This window comes from Bacillus sp. RC251, from assembly GCF_044908765.1.
GTDB lineage: Bacteria > Bacillota > Bacilli > Bacillales > Bacillaceae_G > Bacillus_A > Bacillus_A wiedmannii.
Window position 1 is genome coordinate 34,225 of sequence record NZ_JBIYDP010000012.1, and the last position, 14,140, is coordinate 48,364.

Consider the following 14,140-nt stretch of genomic DNA (forward strand, 5'->3'; position numbering starts at 1 on the left):
AAATGACTTTTACTGAATGCAAAACACAATAATACCTATAATAATAATCAGATTTCCAAATATCTTCCTTTTAGTTATTTTTTCACCAAGAAAATACCAACTGAATATTAAAATAAAAATATAACTAAGCGATTCAATAACAGGCGCTTGTTTTAATGGAACACCTTTCAAGGCAATTACATTTAATCCAGCGTTAATTACAAATAAAGAATATCCTACAATTACGTAGCGATTTACATATTCTTTCCACTTTGTATCATAATTCGATAATGTTGCCTTCTTTAATAAAATTTGCGAATAGTTTGCTAAAACAACTCCAAAAATGTAAAGCAACACAAATTTATTCATCTTTTACCACCACGACAATCCCTATAATAATAATGACTGCACCAACCAAATTATTCCATTTTATTGTATCACCGAAGAACACCACTGACCATAATAGTCCCCATAAAATAATGACTCCTCGATGGGAATACGCTTTAGATATTTCAAATGGTTTAATAACTTGCTGCCAAATAATTGCGTATCCAAATAAAAGAATTACAAGAATCATGTAGGCAATAAAAAAAGAAATTGATCCAACTGAAAAGTTTGCCGCCCATTTCATATACACCATTATGATAGAGTATAAAAAAAAGGCAACATGTAAAAATATATAATGCTTCATTGATGCTTTCATACACTCAACTCTCTTTTTTTAAAATTGATAGTTATATCATTACTTTTTTACAAATTGCCATTTTTAGTTTATATACACACGAAACAAATTTTAACATAATTAATCCAAAATTTCATTCTGAACTTAATTAAATGCATTTACCGATTGTGCCCAATTTGTGACAATAAAACCAACTACTGATAAAAATTCGAACAAGAAAATTCACTCCAAGTTTCCAAAAAAAAAAAAGCATGAGCATCTAACGCTCATGCTTTTTTAATATATTATTGAACTCGGTTCATAATATCATTCTTTATACTTTCAAGTTTTTCTTCACTATGTTGTAGCGTACTTCCCTGCACCCCAAAATAAAATTTGATTTTAGGTTCTGTCCCAGACGGACGTAAACAGAACCAAGAACCATCCTCAAGGTAATACTTTAACACATTTGATTTTGGTAAATGTATTTCCTCTGTTCCATCCCCTATAATTTTTGTTCTCAAGCTTGCTTTATAATCTTCAGCAATTGTAACTTTTAAACCAGCTACTTCTACAGGACAATTTCCACGGAATGTTGTCATCAAGTTTTGAATTTGTTCTGCGCCATCTTTTCCTTTTAAGGTCAATGACACAAGCCCCTCACGGAAATAACCATGTTTTTCAAACACTTCAAGCAATCCATCATACAATGTCTTTCCTTGCGCCTTATAATATGCTGCAACCTCACATGCGAATAAAACAGATTGAACAGCATCTTTATCACGACAGAATGGCTTAATTAAATAACCATAACTTTCCTCATAACCAAATTGGAAACTATACTGTCCACTTTCTTCATATTGCTTAATTTTTTCTCCAATAAATTTAAATCCAGTTAACGTATCAACTGTATCTAAACCGTATGCTTTCGCAATTGTACGACCAATTTCAGACGTTACGATTGTTTTTAAAACAACACCGTTTTCTGGAAGAGTTCCGTTTTCTTTCTTTTGAGATAGTAAGTAATCAAGCATTAATGCACCTGTTTGGTTACCAGTTAACACTTGGAACTCACCATCGTGATTGCGAACTGCTACTCCTAGACGGTCTGCGTCAGGATCTGTTGCGATTAATACATCTGCACCAATTTTTTCACCATCACGAATTGCATACTCAAACGCCGCGTGCTCTTCTGGATTCGGTGATTTTACTGTAGAGAAGTTCGGATCTGGTAACTCTTGCTCTTTTACAACCGTTACATCTGTAAATCCAACTTCTTTTAAACCACGGCGCACAGAAACATTTGATGTTCCGTGTAATGGTGTAAAGACGATCTTTAAGTCCTTACCAACTTTTTGCACCATTTCTTTATTAATAATGACATTGTTCAATTCTGCTGCATATGCATCATCTACTTCTTGTCCAATAATATGTAATAAACCGCCAGCTTTTAATTGCTCTACGTCAGCTACTTCAACTGTTAACTCATCTTCTACTGCATTTACGTAGCTAATTAACTCATCAGCTTCTTTTGGAGGCAATTGTCCACCATCTTCACCGTATACTTTATATCCGTTATATTCAGGCGGATTATGACTTGCCGTAAGAACGATTCCACTTACTGTATGTAAATGACGAACTGCGAAAGAAAGCACTGGCGTTGGGCGTAAGCTTTCAAACACGTATGTTTTAATACCATGTGCACCAAGTGTTGCAGCTACTTCCATTGCAAACTCTGGAGATTTATGACGAGAATCATATGCAACAACAACACCACGTGCTTTTGCTTCCTCTCCTTGTTTCTCAATAAATTGAGCTAAACCTTCTGTCGCCTTACGTACTGTATATACGTTCAAACGGTTTGTTCCAGCACCAAGTTCACCACGCATACCGCCTGTACCAAATTCTAAATTTTTGTAGAAACTGTCTTCAATTTTCTTTACATCTTGTTTCATTTCCTCTAACTCTTGTTTTAACTCTATATCCAAACTAACAAATGTATTCCAGCGTTCATATTCTTTTTTCCATTCCATTTTAAATTCTCTCCTCTCAATCAAACACAATTTAATTATATGGTGAAAATGATATTTTCCTCAATACTATATTTAATACTCACAAAAACTTTTACATTAAATGTATAAAACAGCACCCATTATGAATACTTTTTGTATAAATTGAAAAGCTATACATAAATAAATATATTCTCGAATAAGGTGAGGTACAATGCAAGAATGGGCGCTTAAACCAGAAATACAACAACATATCCAAGAGATTATCAAAGATATTTCCCTTGCACTTCAAGATATGCAAAGCACATTAGAGAACAATGATAAATGCCTTTTATGTAAAGTCGAAGATATACATAAGTTACTATTACAAATTCAATCAACAACCGCTTCTTACTATCTCAAAACATATTTATCACCATATACAGATTGCTATATCCAACTATTAACTGCAATCAGGCAATTATCTCAAAAACGCCATGGAGCTCTTATTATTATAGAAAGAGAAAAATCATTAGAAGCATATATCCAATCTGGTATAGAAATTCAGGCTCATTTAACAGTTCCGTTACTAGAATCTATTTTTTACCCTGGAAACTCACTTCATGACGGTGCTGTTCTTGTAAATAATAACCATATTATATCAGCAGCAAATATACTACCCTTATCGCAACAAACTTTGACATCCAATCGAAAGTTAGGAACACGTCACCGCGCAGCAATTGGACTCTCTGAAGTCAGTGATGCACTTATTTTTGTTGTATCTGAGGAAACTGGTATAACGTCATTTGCCTTAGATGGAACCTTATATACATTTTCATTATGAAACATATAATACACTTATATTTCCTCGCATAGCAGGAATTTTCTTTCTGCTAATTGAAGTGTTTGGGAACAGGGAGGCGATATGCTAGCCATGAAGAACATATTACAGCAATTTATTACAATACTCTTCGTATGCTTCACTTTTACAGGTTGCATCGATACGAATAATTCGAAAGACATTTCCTATCAAAATCAAGAAACAGAAAAAGGCATAAAAAAGGCAGTTTGGAATCAACTATCCAATCAAGAAAAGCAATATATTATCGGTGATTGGGAAAATGCAACAATGATCAAAACAATATTGCATAAACATAATAGCCGTCAATTTAATGAAGAATATGAAGGGAGAAGTGTCTACCTCGTGCATTTCCCATCTGATACGTCCTATCCCAAAAACGTTGAAGTGTACGTCGATATCGATACAAATAAAATTGTCGGATATAATCAATAAACTATTAAAAAATGACCTTCGAACGAATCTACGATTCATTTGGAGGTCATTTTCTTCGGATCAAACTACAGGATAAATGTTTAAAACAAAATAATAATTTATATGGAAAATCTTCATAAAAATATTCAGTTATCAAAAACTTACTTCTCATAGTAATAACAATGCAATTATCTTCTTTGCTATTATTTCATTTATGATTGCTTATAAGTTGTAACAACCATTCACCTTTATCTTTTTGCTTATTCTCCATCACTAAACCTTTCAACAAACGTTGCAAGTGTACGTACCATTGCACCTGTTGCCCCGGCCGGCCCTAAATCATGCGCTCCTGACGTTTCAGATGTTCCAGCGATGTCTAAGTGTACCCAAGGTGTACCTTCAGCAAATTCACCTAGGAATGTACCTGCCATAACCGCATGTCCTTCACGGCCTGGTGAGTTATTTAAATCAGCAAACTTACTGTTTCGAACGCGTTCTTTATCACGATCAAAAATCGGTAATTGCCAAATTGATTCATCCGTTTCCATAGAAGCTTCTAGCACTTGCTCAAACAACTCTTCATTGTTTGTCATTGCGCCTGTCGTATGATTTCCAAGTGCAACAATTACACCGCCTGTTAATGTCGCAACATCAATAAGGTAGTTTGCACCTAGTTTTTTCGCATACGTAATACCGTCCGCTAACGCAAGGCGACCTTCTGCATCTGTATTTAATACTTCAATTGTTTTTCCGCTCATAGATGTAATTACATCGTCTGGCTTAAATGCTGTACCACTTACAACGTTATCAGTTGATGGAATAACAGCGATCACATTTTGCTCTGGGCGAAGTTCACCGATAATTTCCATCGCACCTAATACAGCAGCAGCACCGCCCATATCACCTTTCATACCGACCATGCCTTCACGTGGTTTTAAAGAATAACCACCTGTATCGTATGTAATTCCTTTTCCAACAAATCCAATGACATCTGTCCACTCTTCTTTTCCTTTATAAATAAGAGCAATCATTTTTGGCGGCTCTGTACTACCTTGGTTTACTGCAAGTAACGCACCCATACCAAGATCTTCCATCTCTTCTTTCTCAAGAACTTTATAATCCATATCATACTTTTCCGCTAACTCAACAGCATACTCAGCAAGCTTCGTCGCTGTTAATACGTTTGGTGGCATATTTACAAGTGTACGAGCCGAATTTGTTGCGCGTCCATGCACGTAGCCAACTGTTAATGCAGCTTCAATTTCCTGTGCATCTTCCGCTGTAATAGCCGTGAACTTCTCTAACTCTACACGATCCTTTTTATCTGATTTATACGTTTGTAATTCATATGTACCAAGACCTTGTACTTCTGCCGCTATATGAGCTACATCAATCACATCTAATTTCTCTGTTACGAAAGAATCAAGTAAGATTGCTGCATCTTGTACTTTTGCTGCTTGTAACGTTTTAAACGCCTTACCAAGAGCCGCACGTAACGTTTCTGTCGTATAAGATTCTTTCTTTCCTAAACCAACGAAATAATAACGTTTCACATTTGTTTTCCCTAAACTATGTACTTTCGAAATAGCTTTCTTCTTAGTAGAAAGTTCTTTCTCTTCTAATAAAACTTGTAAGTGTCCTTCAAATGCTTTGTCCAGTTCTTGTACAAAACTACTCGTTTTCTCTTCTTCAAATAAGGCAACAATAACCGCTTCGTGGCTTGCTAATTCTTTTTGTACTTGAAACATGTTCAGACCCCCTAAATTTCTCTACTCTACCTTTATTATAACTTTATTTTCGATAAAATGCGACAATTCTAACTTCTGTTGCATCCTATATAAAGTGAACCTTTAATCAGTGGTGTTTTTCTTCATCCCCCACTGATTATTAGCCTTCACCAATCGGACTTTTACGGGTAGCCCGCCCCCCGCCTAATTTCTTTGCTTTCGCTGAATTTTGAGGTGGGGTTTTACTGCCCACAAATAGCGGGGTAATCCATCTTTCTTCCATTTCTTCTATTATCAAATAAAAAAGTCTAGCGTAATTACCACTAGACTATCTTTGTTTTAAATATTGCCCACGAAACACTTGCATCGTTTCGTCTTGATTTAACATCGTTAACTCTTCTTCTGAAAACTTACCATTTCCAACTTTCACTACATACACATTCACTTTTTTCTTACCCCATTGGCTATAAACATCTTTCACCGTATCATAATACAGATCAAGACGGTTTCCTTTTATTGCACCGCCCTTATCAGCTACTACACCGTACCCATAACCTGGTACGAATAGAATCGTTCCAATTGGGAATACGCGTAAGTCCGCAGCGATTGTGGAATATAAATCCCTTTTCACCTTAACTCCTGAATATGTAATACCATACTCCGGATGTCCCGGTCTCTTACCAGTTGACTCAATTCCCGACGTATAACCTGTTGCAGTCATTTCAATTGAACGATATTTAGACCAGTCGTTTGCCTGCTCTAAAGCATTTATCACTTCTTTACTCGGAGCAACATTTCTCTTAACTTCTGCTGCATGTACTTCTTTTGCACTCGTTCCCTCATATTTCTTTACAATCTCTAATAAAGAAACTCCTGTGAAAGCATTCCATGTTACGCATAATGCGGATACAAGTAAACAAGTCATCATAATGCGAATACAATATCGTTTTAACATTTTTATATTCCACACTCCTTCATCGTTAATCATTCCCTATACGATGAAGGAATATGCAAAAAAATAATCCCCAAATGAATTGGAGATTAAAACATTTGATATCCGCTTTTCCGAAGTTTCTTAATGACAATTCCGGCTAAAGCAGCACCTACTAATCCAGTAGATAGAATAAACACATCTGCCTGCCCTAAATGCGATACACTTGTCCCAAATGAAGAGAATGTTTCTTTCGGCTTTGAAAAATAATCCCACACACTCGCCTTATTAACAATAAGTATACAAACAATTGGATACACAATAACCATTACCCATGTCGCTCGCAATATCATGTTGAGTAAAAATCCAATTCCAAAAAACAAAATGAAAAATAACATCATTGAAATAAGTAGTACTGGTATACTCACTCTTTCTCCCTCTCCTTCGCATGCGCCGTAAATACATGATAGGCTGTATAACCAAATTGCTCTCCTGGATCTAATGTTTTGTTCATCTCAAGATGTAGTTCTGATCTTCCTTCAAACAAATATTTGATAAGTAGCGACGTATTTGGATCGTCCGCAATCGTATCTGGATATAAAAATGCTACTTCAGACAATTCCTTCTCCTGTACAATAATGTTTTCTCCTTCAGGCTCCAAAAGGAAAATAATCATATTATCACTAATCTCATTGCGAATCACGCCCGATCGAACACCAATGATCCCCTTCACATGAGCGACGATACCTGTCTCTTCTAACACTTCACGTTTCACAGCTTCATCAACCGTCTCACCTTCATTTACAAAACCAGCCGGCAATGACCATTTCCCCTTTAATCCACTATATTTTTTCTTAACGAACAGCCACCTGCCATCTTTTGTAGCTACTAAGCCACCAACAGCTAGCCATACTTTCCCTCGCTTCTCCATGATGTAATACCCTCCTCTACTAGAACGGACAGAATATTCTTTCTTTTTTATATATTATACTATATTTTTAAAATGAAAAAAGCAGAAACAGCTCTTAGCCGTTTCTGCTTTTTCTATTATATATTAAAAGAACTTTAATTTACCTTTTTTAAGAACTAATAAAGGTCCACCTAATAAGAATAGGTAACGGTTATCGATAACTTTCTTCATGAAGGAAGCTTTCCAACCTGTTAACTTTTTGCCCATAACAACGCCCATTGCATCGTCATGACCTAAAGAACATACAGATCCTTTATTGTCGAATGCGAATTTTTTCATTTCGCCTTTACCACGAACTAACACAGTTAAGTTGTGTGCAATGTTGTAACCTTCTTGAATTGCGATTTGTGCCGTTGGTGGGTATGGACGATTAATTTCTTCGTTAATGATTAACGCTGCGTCACCAACCATAAATACATCTTCGTATCCTGGAGCGTGCATGTACTCATCAACTTTTACACGTCCGCGCATTGCTTCAAAGCCAGACTCTTCTACAATACCGTTACCACGAACACCCGCAGCCCAAACTACTGTTTCAGACTTAATTAATTCAGTATCATCGCCGTTTGCAACGATAATACCTTCTTCAGTTGCTTCTTTAATTGCTGTACCGATGCGGAATTCTACACCTTTTTTCTCAAGTTGTTTTACAGCGTATTCTACTAATGCCGGATCGAAACCTGGAAGTGCTGTTGGAGCAGCTTCTACACAGATAATACGTGCTTTTTCACGTGGTACATTGTACTCTTTGCAAAGTTCAGGAACACGGTTTGCAAGCTCACCTACGTACTCGATACCAGTAAATCCAGCACCACCAACAACGATTGTTACTAACTCATCGCGCTTTTCAGTTGCATATTTAGCGAAACTAGCTTCCATATGCTCACGAATTTCACGAGTTGCATTAATGTTAGCAATTGAGAATGCATGCTCTTTTAATCCTGTAATTCCGAATGTTTCTGATTCGAAACCAAGACCGATCACTAAGTAGTCATACTCTAGCTCGCCGTCTTTTAAGATGATGCGTTTTTCAGCAGCTTTAATTTCTACTACTGTGTCTTGTACAAAGTTCACTTTATTTGTATCAATAACGTCTTGAATATCTAGACAGATTTTTTCATCTTGTAATGTACCAGCTGCGCTCTCATGTAACCAAGTCGCTTGGTAGTGATAGCTGTTGTTGTTTACTAACGTAATTTCAGCTTCATTTACAGATAATGCTTTTTGCAGACGAACAGTCGTAATCATCCCGCCATAACCTGCACCTAAAACTACGATTTTTGGAGTCTTCACCAAATCACAACCCTTTTCTTTATATAATAGTAATGAAAAATAATACCAAGTACTAAAAACTATATTTGTCAAGAATGTGGAATTTATCACATTCTATATCATAACAAAACGCAGTCAAAAAATCGTACGAATTTTGTCATAGAAATTTAACATAATACTTCCCTATATTAGTCGGTTTTATTCCAGAATTCAAGCGTCTGGCGAATTATCAATATTTTAAAATAACATAGCGTTTTCAAGGGTTTTTCAGCCTTTTTTTCATGTATTTTCCTTTCACCATATTTTATACAATTAAAAAAGCATCTATGCGAAAACTTACACACAATTCAGTCGTTTTCAGAAGTATTATGAACTCAAATATGCTATCATTTATTTGAAAGTGTCATCATTTGCAGGATTTTCGTGTACATATGAACAATATATGAAATCAATATCAAAATTCCATCTATAGGGGGAATGAAAGTGACAGAAAATCAAAAAGTTTACGACATAACGATTATTGGTGGTGGTCCAACAGGGCTGTTCACAGCATTTTATGGCGGTATGAGACAAGCAAGTGTAAAAATCATTGAAAGCTTACCTCAACTTGGAGGACAATTATCCGCACTCTACCCTGAAAAATACATTTATGATGTAGCTGGATTCCCGAAAGTGCGCGCACAAGAACTAGTTGATAACTTAAAAGAGCAAATGAAGAAATTTGATCCAACCGTTTGTTTAGAAGAAGCTGTTGATACGCTTGAGAAACAAGCTGACGGTATATTTAAACTTGTTACGAATAAGCAAACTCACTATTCTAAATCAGTTATTATTACTGCTGGCAATGGTGCTTTCCAACCACGCCGCTTAGAATTAGAAGGTACAGCAAAGTATGAAAAGAAAAACTTACATTATTTCGTTGATGATATGAATAAATTTGCTGGTAAGCGCGTCGTAGTATTTGGCGGCGGCGACTCAGCTGTTGATTGGACAATGATGTTAGAGCCGATCGCTGAAAAAGTTACAATCGTTCATCGCCGTGATAAGTTCCGTGCACATGAACATAGCGTAGAAAGCTTAATGAATTCTCGTGCAGAAGTAAGCACACCGTACATACCAGTAGAACTCATTGGTGATGACAACATTGAACAAGTCGTTCTTCAGCATATAAAAACAGAAGAAAAAATTATCATCGATGTGGATGATGTCATCGTAAACTACGGCTTCGTTTCCTCTCTTGGCCCAATTAAAAACTGGGGCTTAGATATACAAAAAAACAGCATTCTCGTGAACTCGAAAATGGAAACAAATATTCCTGGCATATATGCTGCTGGTGACATTTGTACATATGAAGGAAAAGTAAAACTCATTGCTTGCGGCTTCGGTGAAGCACCAACAGCAGTAAACAATGCAAAAGCTTACTTCGATCCAAACGCAAAACTTCAACCGATGCACAGCTCAAGTATGTTTTAATATAGAAATGAAAAGAACTCCTTTTACGTGAAGGAGTTCTTTTGTTATTGTGCTACCGTACCCTTCCAAAATATGTTACAATAAATAAGAACAAACGTTTCATTTGATAAGGGGGATATTTTAAAATGAAAGAACCTATTATAGTAAAAAAAGAAGCTTTCCAAGCAATCGGCGTTTCGATTACGACGACAAATGAAATAGAGGCATCTACTGAAGGAAAAATTCCAGGGCTTTGGAACCAATACTTCCAAGAACAAATGATGCATCACATCCCAAATCAACAAACGAAAGAAACATTCGCGTTCTACTCAAATTACGAATCAGATGAAACTGGTACATATCAATTTACGATCGGTATGCCCGTTTCTTCATTAGAAGACGCACCTGAAAATATGACAACTTTAACAATACCTGCTGCTACATATGCGATATTTACAACGAGAAAGGGACCAGTTGCTGAAGTCGTTTGTGAGGCTTGGGAATATATTTGGCAATGGTCAAAAGAAAACAAACGTGCTTTTACAACAGACTTTGAGCTTTATGATGAAAAAGCAACAGATCCAACCAACGGACAATTGGATATTTATATTGCATTAGCCTGAACGACAAAAAAGAAGATACCATTTGGTATCTTCTTTTTTGTCGTTAAATAACCACTGTGCAAACCCAACATTATTGTCTACAATGAAAAAGTGCAGTATAGAAATATTAGAAACTGTATAAAACGATTGTTAATAGGTTTTTTAGTTTAAATTTGTCACATAGAAAGGAAGCAATATGGAGGAACTACAACAAAATAAATCTGCTTTAAAAGAAAATGCGAAACCATTATTAAAAAATACGAATTTCCTTTTCCTTTGGGCAGCTACTCTTTTTTCAAGTTTTGCTTTAGCCTTTTTTACTTTTTCACAAACGTGGTACATAGCAAAAACATTAAACCTTGAGGCTTCACTCGGTGTTGTTTTCGTAGCTCTTAGTGTTCCAAGGCTTATTTTTATGATTATCGGCGGTGCTGTAGCTGATAAATTCCCGAAAAAAAACATTATGTTTTATTCTAATATTATTCGTGCTATTCTCGTCGCAACCATCCTTACATGGTTCATCGTAGGTGATGTAACACTATATACATTTGCTTTATTCGCTTTATTCTTTGGGCTTGCTGATGCTTTTTTCTGGTCAGCTGATGGATCTATCTTACCTGAACTTGTAGAAAAAAGCCGTTTAACACAAGCAAATTCACTTACACAAATGACAAACCAAGCATCGGTCATCTTAGGCCCTGTACTTGGCGGAATTCTTATCAAATTTACGAACTATGAAACGATCTTTTCGATCACGATTTTATTACTGATCATCGCAGCCATACTCGTTCAAAAAATACAATTTACGATGCCAGAACAGCAAAATACAGACAAAGGCATGTTCACTTCTATTAAAGAAGGCATCTTATATGTAAAGGAATCACCATTCCTTTCAACCTTCCTTATTTGTAGTGCCTTTTTAAACTTATTTTTAATCGGTCCGATGCAAGTCGGTTTCCCGCTTTTTGTTAAAAATGTTCTGCACGGTGACTCGCTTCAGTTTAGTTACTTAGAAGCATCTGTAGGAGGCGGAATGGCGATAGGCGCTGTCATTGTCGGTTTAAAAAATATTAATCGTAGACGCGGTCTATTTTGCATTATCATGATGCTACTGTCTGGTGTATTCTTCTTATCCATCAACTTTAGCACCGTACTTTGGCAAGCATTATTAGCTGGCATTTTTTACGGTATTACAATTGCAATGGCTATCGTTCCGCTTATGGCGATGATTCAATCGACAGTAAAAGAAGAAATGATGGGACGCGTAATGAGTTTACTTATGCTCTCATCAATGGGCTTTATCCCGCTTTCTTATGCATTCACATCAATCGCACTTGCAATAGGAATTCCAATCGTAACCGTTATGAAAAGCGGTGCAATCGCCGTTATCGTCTTCGTACTCTTTGTAGCGATTCGTGTTCCAGTTGTAAGGAAGTTTGATTAACTACTTGGAGTCATGTGTTATACGCATGGCTCCTTTTTAAACGGATCAAATAACTGTATCCCCTTACTTCTTCTCACAGCTGCTCCCCATTCTAATCCAACCTCTAAAAATAGATCCCGCACTGTACTGTATAAAAGAGCCTTCACATTTTTACGGATTTCCCCGTATTTATACGCTCTCACAACACTCTTCACTCGCCAAATGAAGTTTCCATACACTTCGTCATCAGCTAATATTTGCTCCAGTAAAACACCTTGCTCTAGTAACCCGCTCTTTTTATATGCAAGTTCCACCTTACTCCAAAATATATTAATCTTTTTCGGATTACGCGTCATCGGCACAAGTGCGTATATAAAAGGCTTCGGTATATCGTGACGGCAATACGTCTCATCAAGTTCGTACGTTTCTTTTCTATTCTCTTTTATTTGTGGAATGTTTTTAAAAAGAATTGTTTCCCCCTCATATTTTTGCTCCTTTTTACTACAGCCATCTGCACGATCCTCACTTTCACATGCGGACAGTTTCATACGGTCATCCATGCGGTCAATTGCAGATGTAAGAAATACATATAAGTTCGCACTATATCCACCGCGCTTATGTCTTTCTTTTGTCGCAACACGCTTTATAATTCCTAGTTCCTCTAATTTTGCAATTGAACGGCGTACTGTACGAATACTTTTTCCAACATTTGTAGCAATCGTCTCCATTAACGGACAAGCAACTCCCACTGTTTTCTGTTTCTCATTCACTGCATACTTTCCTAAAAAATGAATAATAATAACATCCGTTTTATTCAATTGAAATCGATAGCACTTCAAAACTTGTTTTTGGTATGTATTAAACTCTTCTTTACTTCGAAATTCACTATATGGTTTCATTAAATTATATAAGCTTCCCATTTTTATCACCTCATTTATAGGTAAGAAGCAGGAAGAGAAATTGGCGTGATATTTAATATTTTTTAGTGGAGATGAAAATATGATCGTAATTAGCGCTTGTTTAGGTGGTATCGCTTGTCGGTATGATGGAAATGACAATCTCGTTTCAAAAATAGAGGAGTTATTACAAAGAGAAGATACCTTACTTGTTTGCCCTGAAGTATTAGGAGGATTGCCAACACCTCGTCCCTCAGCTGAAATTATTGGCGGGAATGGCGATGACGTTTTGGATGGAAAAGCAAAAGTGATGACAAAAGACGGTGAAGATGTCACAGAAGCATTTGTAAATGGCGCTTATAAAGCTCTAGAACAAATGAAAGGTTTACATCCTGAATATATTATTTTGAAAGAACGCAGTCCATCTTGTGGTAGTTCAACGATTTACACCGGAGAGTTTAACGGCAATAAACAAATTGGTTACGGGGTAACAACTGCTTTACTCAAAAGACATGGATTTAAAGTCATTTCAGAAGAGGATTTTGAGAATATAAAAAGGAATTGACCCTGTTCGTCAATTCCTTTTTTCTTTCTTATTTTGCACCTAGTTTTTCTTTCACTTTCGCAGGAAGCTCATCTTTCTTTACTTCTTCCCAAGCTGATACACCTTTTTTATCTGAATAGTATACACGTAAGAATGCATCTTTACGAAGATTTTTTTGAGCATTAAATTCTAATTCTTTTTCTTTTCCGTCTTTATCAAACCCTTTTAATTTATACTCAAAATGTTTGTATGGCTCTCCGTTATCAGACTTACCATTATACTCTTTTCCATCTACTGTAATTTGAACATAATACTCGTCTTTACCCATACGATTTAAATCACAGCCAACTAATAGGCTTGCAAATACAACTAAAATACTAAAAAGTGCAATATATCTTTTCATTTCCTTCACCTCATGTGTT

Annotated in this window: 16 protein-coding genes; 6 read left to right on the forward strand and 10 right to left on the reverse strand. The window is 36.1% G+C overall.

What is annotated here, in order from left to right:
- Positions 1 to 9: 9 nt before the first annotated feature.
- The 3 genes from ABH961_RS24730 to ABH961_RS24740 all read right to left on the reverse strand — a co-directional run bounded on the left by ABH961_RS24730 (position 10) and on the right by ABH961_RS24740 (position 2,673).
- The gene (locus ABH961_RS24730; RefSeq protein WP_048542249.1) at positions 10 to 348 is read right to left on the reverse strand and encodes an EamA family transporter; all 339 of its coding nucleotides are present in this window, start codon (positions 346 to 348) and stop codon (positions 10 to 12) included.
- Entirely contained in the window at positions 341 to 682 is a 342-nt protein-coding gene (locus ABH961_RS24735; protein ID WP_000648045.1) for a hypothetical protein, read from the reverse strand. Before ABH961_RS24735 ends, ABH961_RS24730 begins: the two co-directional genes overlap by 8 nt.
- A 263-nt stretch (positions 683 to 945) precedes the next feature.
- Complete coding sequence (locus ABH961_RS24740) at positions 946 to 2,673, reverse strand: phospho-sugar mutase (protein ID WP_404520203.1); 1,728 nt, start codon at positions 2,671 to 2,673, stop codon at positions 946 to 948.
- 190 nt (positions 2,674 to 2,863) lie between these two features.
- Here ABH961_RS24740 and cdaS point away from each other — a divergent pair, with 190 nt between their 5' ends.
- Together cdaS and ABH961_RS24750 are read left to right on the forward strand one after the other, a co-directional pair.
- Entirely contained in the window at positions 2,864 to 3,472 is a 609-nt protein-coding gene (gene cdaS, locus ABH961_RS24745) for a sporulation-specific diadenylate cyclase CdaS (protein ID WP_048542252.1), read from the forward strand.
- Between the two features lie 90 nt (positions 3,473 to 3,562).
- A complete protein-coding gene (locus tag ABH961_RS24750) occupies positions 3,563 to 3,922 on the forward strand; it encodes a hypothetical protein (protein WP_003295594.1) in 360 nt (119 codons plus the stop codon).
- Positions 3,923 to 4,161: 239 nt separating this feature from the next.
- Here the strand turns inward: ABH961_RS24750 and pepA are convergent, their stop codons facing one another.
- The 5 genes from pepA to ABH961_RS24775 form a co-directional block, all read right to left on the reverse strand.
- Positions 4,162 to 5,649 carry a cytosol aminopeptidase gene (gene pepA / locus ABH961_RS24755; RefSeq protein WP_098642731.1) on the reverse strand — a complete coding sequence of 496 codons (1,488 nt, stop codon included), beginning with the start codon at positions 5,647 to 5,649 and terminating at the stop codon, positions 4,162 to 4,164.
- Positions 5,650 to 5,956: 307 nt separating this feature from the next.
- Positions 5,957 to 6,583, reverse strand: coding sequence for a 3D domain-containing protein (locus tag ABH961_RS24760; protein ID WP_000920109.1), 627 nt, complete (start codon positions 6,581 to 6,583; stop codon positions 5,957 to 5,959).
- 86 nt (positions 6,584 to 6,669) lie between these two features.
- The gene (locus ABH961_RS24765) at positions 6,670 to 6,987 is read right to left on the reverse strand and encodes a YuiB family protein (RefSeq protein ID WP_098048570.1); all 318 of its coding nucleotides are present in this window, start codon (positions 6,985 to 6,987) and stop codon (positions 6,670 to 6,672) included.
- Complete coding sequence (locus ABH961_RS24770) at positions 6,984 to 7,490, reverse strand: NUDIX hydrolase (protein ID WP_048542261.1); 507 nt, start codon at positions 7,488 to 7,490, stop codon at positions 6,984 to 6,986. The genes ABH961_RS24765 and ABH961_RS24770 overlap by 4 nt, the downstream gene beginning before the upstream one ends.
- A gap of 123 nt (positions 7,491 to 7,613) precedes the next feature.
- The gene (locus ABH961_RS24775) at positions 7,614 to 8,822 is read right to left on the reverse strand and encodes an NAD(P)/FAD-dependent oxidoreductase (RefSeq protein WP_000856605.1); all 1,209 of its coding nucleotides are present in this window, start codon (positions 8,820 to 8,822) and stop codon (positions 7,614 to 7,616) included.
- 462 nt (positions 8,823 to 9,284) lie between these two features.
- Here ABH961_RS24775 and ABH961_RS24780 point away from each other — a divergent pair, with 462 nt between their 5' ends.
- The 3 genes from ABH961_RS24780 (at position 9,285) to ABH961_RS24790 (ending at position 12,299) form a co-directional block, all read left to right on the forward strand.
- On the forward strand, positions 9,285 to 10,274 hold the full coding sequence (locus ABH961_RS24780) for an NAD(P)/FAD-dependent oxidoreductase (RefSeq protein WP_141520003.1): 990 nt from the start codon (positions 9,285 to 9,287) through the stop codon (positions 10,272 to 10,274).
- 125 nt (positions 10,275 to 10,399) lie between these two features.
- The gene (locus ABH961_RS24785; RefSeq protein ID WP_048542265.1) at positions 10,400 to 10,876 is read left to right on the forward strand and encodes a GyrI-like domain-containing protein; all 477 of its coding nucleotides are present in this window, start codon (positions 10,400 to 10,402) and stop codon (positions 10,874 to 10,876) included.
- Positions 10,877 to 11,051: 175 nt separating this feature from the next.
- Positions 11,052 to 12,299 carry an MFS transporter gene (locus tag ABH961_RS24790; protein WP_098847367.1) on the forward strand — a complete coding sequence of 416 codons (1,248 nt, stop codon included), beginning with the start codon at positions 11,052 to 11,054 and terminating at the stop codon, positions 12,297 to 12,299.
- Positions 12,300 to 12,316: 17 nt separating this feature from the next.
- Here ABH961_RS24790 and ABH961_RS24795 read toward each other — a convergent pair whose 3' ends face one another.
- Positions 12,317 to 13,198: a helix-turn-helix domain-containing protein gene (locus tag ABH961_RS24795; RefSeq protein WP_098642730.1), complete on the reverse strand. Its 882-nt coding sequence runs from the start codon at positions 13,196 to 13,198 to the stop codon at positions 12,317 to 12,319.
- A gap of 79 nt (positions 13,199 to 13,277) precedes the next feature.
- Here ABH961_RS24795 and ABH961_RS24800 point away from each other — a divergent pair, with 79 nt between their 5' ends.
- Positions 13,278 to 13,739, forward strand: coding sequence for a 2-thiouracil desulfurase family protein (locus ABH961_RS24800; RefSeq protein ID WP_048542270.1), 462 nt, complete (start codon positions 13,278 to 13,280; stop codon positions 13,737 to 13,739).
- Positions 13,740 to 13,767: 28 nt separating this feature from the next.
- On the opposite strand, the gene ABH961_RS24805 is transcribed toward ABH961_RS24800, so the two are convergent.
- Positions 13,768 to 14,121 (reverse strand): YxeA family protein, encoded by a 354-nt coding sequence (locus ABH961_RS24805; protein ID WP_048542271.1) that lies wholly within the window; start codon positions 14,119 to 14,121, stop codon positions 13,768 to 13,770.
- Between the last annotated feature and the right edge of the window lie 19 nt (positions 14,122 to 14,140).

What these genes read in the sequence shown, in the direction of transcription:
- ABH961_RS24750 (WP_003295594.1), top strand. Translation starts at nt 3,563, where the DNA reads ATGAAGAACATATTACAGCAATTTATTACAATACTCTTCGTATGCTTC.
- ABH961_RS24795 (WP_098642730.1), bottom strand. Translation starts at nt 13,198, where the DNA reads ATGGGAAGCTTATATAATTTAATGAAACCATATAGTGAATTTCGAAGT.
- ABH961_RS24730 (WP_048542249.1), bottom strand. Translation starts at nt 348, where the DNA reads ATGAATAAATTTGTGTTGCTTTACATTTTTGGAGTTGTTTTAGCAAAC.
- ABH961_RS24760 (WP_000920109.1), bottom strand. Translation starts at nt 6,583, where the DNA reads ATGTTAAAACGATATTGTATTCGCATTATGATGACTTGTTTACTTGTA.
- ABH961_RS24805 (WP_048542271.1), bottom strand. Translation starts at nt 14,121, where the DNA reads ATGAAAAGATATATTGCACTTTTTAGTATTTTAGTTGTATTTGCAAGC.
- ABH961_RS24735 (WP_000648045.1), bottom strand. Translation starts at nt 682, where the DNA reads ATGAAAGCATCAATGAAGCATTATATATTTTTACATGTTGCCTTTTTT.
- ABH961_RS24790 (WP_098847367.1), top strand. Translation starts at nt 11,052, where the DNA reads ATGGAGGAACTACAACAAAATAAATCTGCTTTAAAAGAAAATGCGAAA.
- ABH961_RS24800 (WP_048542270.1), top strand. Translation starts at nt 13,278, where the DNA reads ATGATCGTAATTAGCGCTTGTTTAGGTGGTATCGCTTGTCGGTATGAT.
- ABH961_RS24770 (WP_048542261.1), bottom strand. Translation starts at nt 7,490, where the DNA reads ATGGAGAAGCGAGGGAAAGTATGGCTAGCTGTTGGTGGCTTAGTAGCT.
- pepA (WP_098642731.1), bottom strand. Translation starts at nt 5,649, where the DNA reads ATGTTTCAAGTACAAAAAGAATTAGCAAGCCACGAAGCGGTTATTGTT.
- ABH961_RS24740 (WP_404520203.1), bottom strand. Translation starts at nt 2,673, where the DNA reads ATGGAATGGAAAAAAGAATATGAACGCTGGAATACATTTGTTAGTTTG.
- cdaS (WP_048542252.1), top strand. Translation starts at nt 2,864, where the DNA reads ATGCAAGAATGGGCGCTTAAACCAGAAATACAACAACATATCCAAGAG.
- ABH961_RS24785 (WP_048542265.1), top strand. Translation starts at nt 10,400, where the DNA reads ATGAAAGAACCTATTATAGTAAAAAAAGAAGCTTTCCAAGCAATCGGC.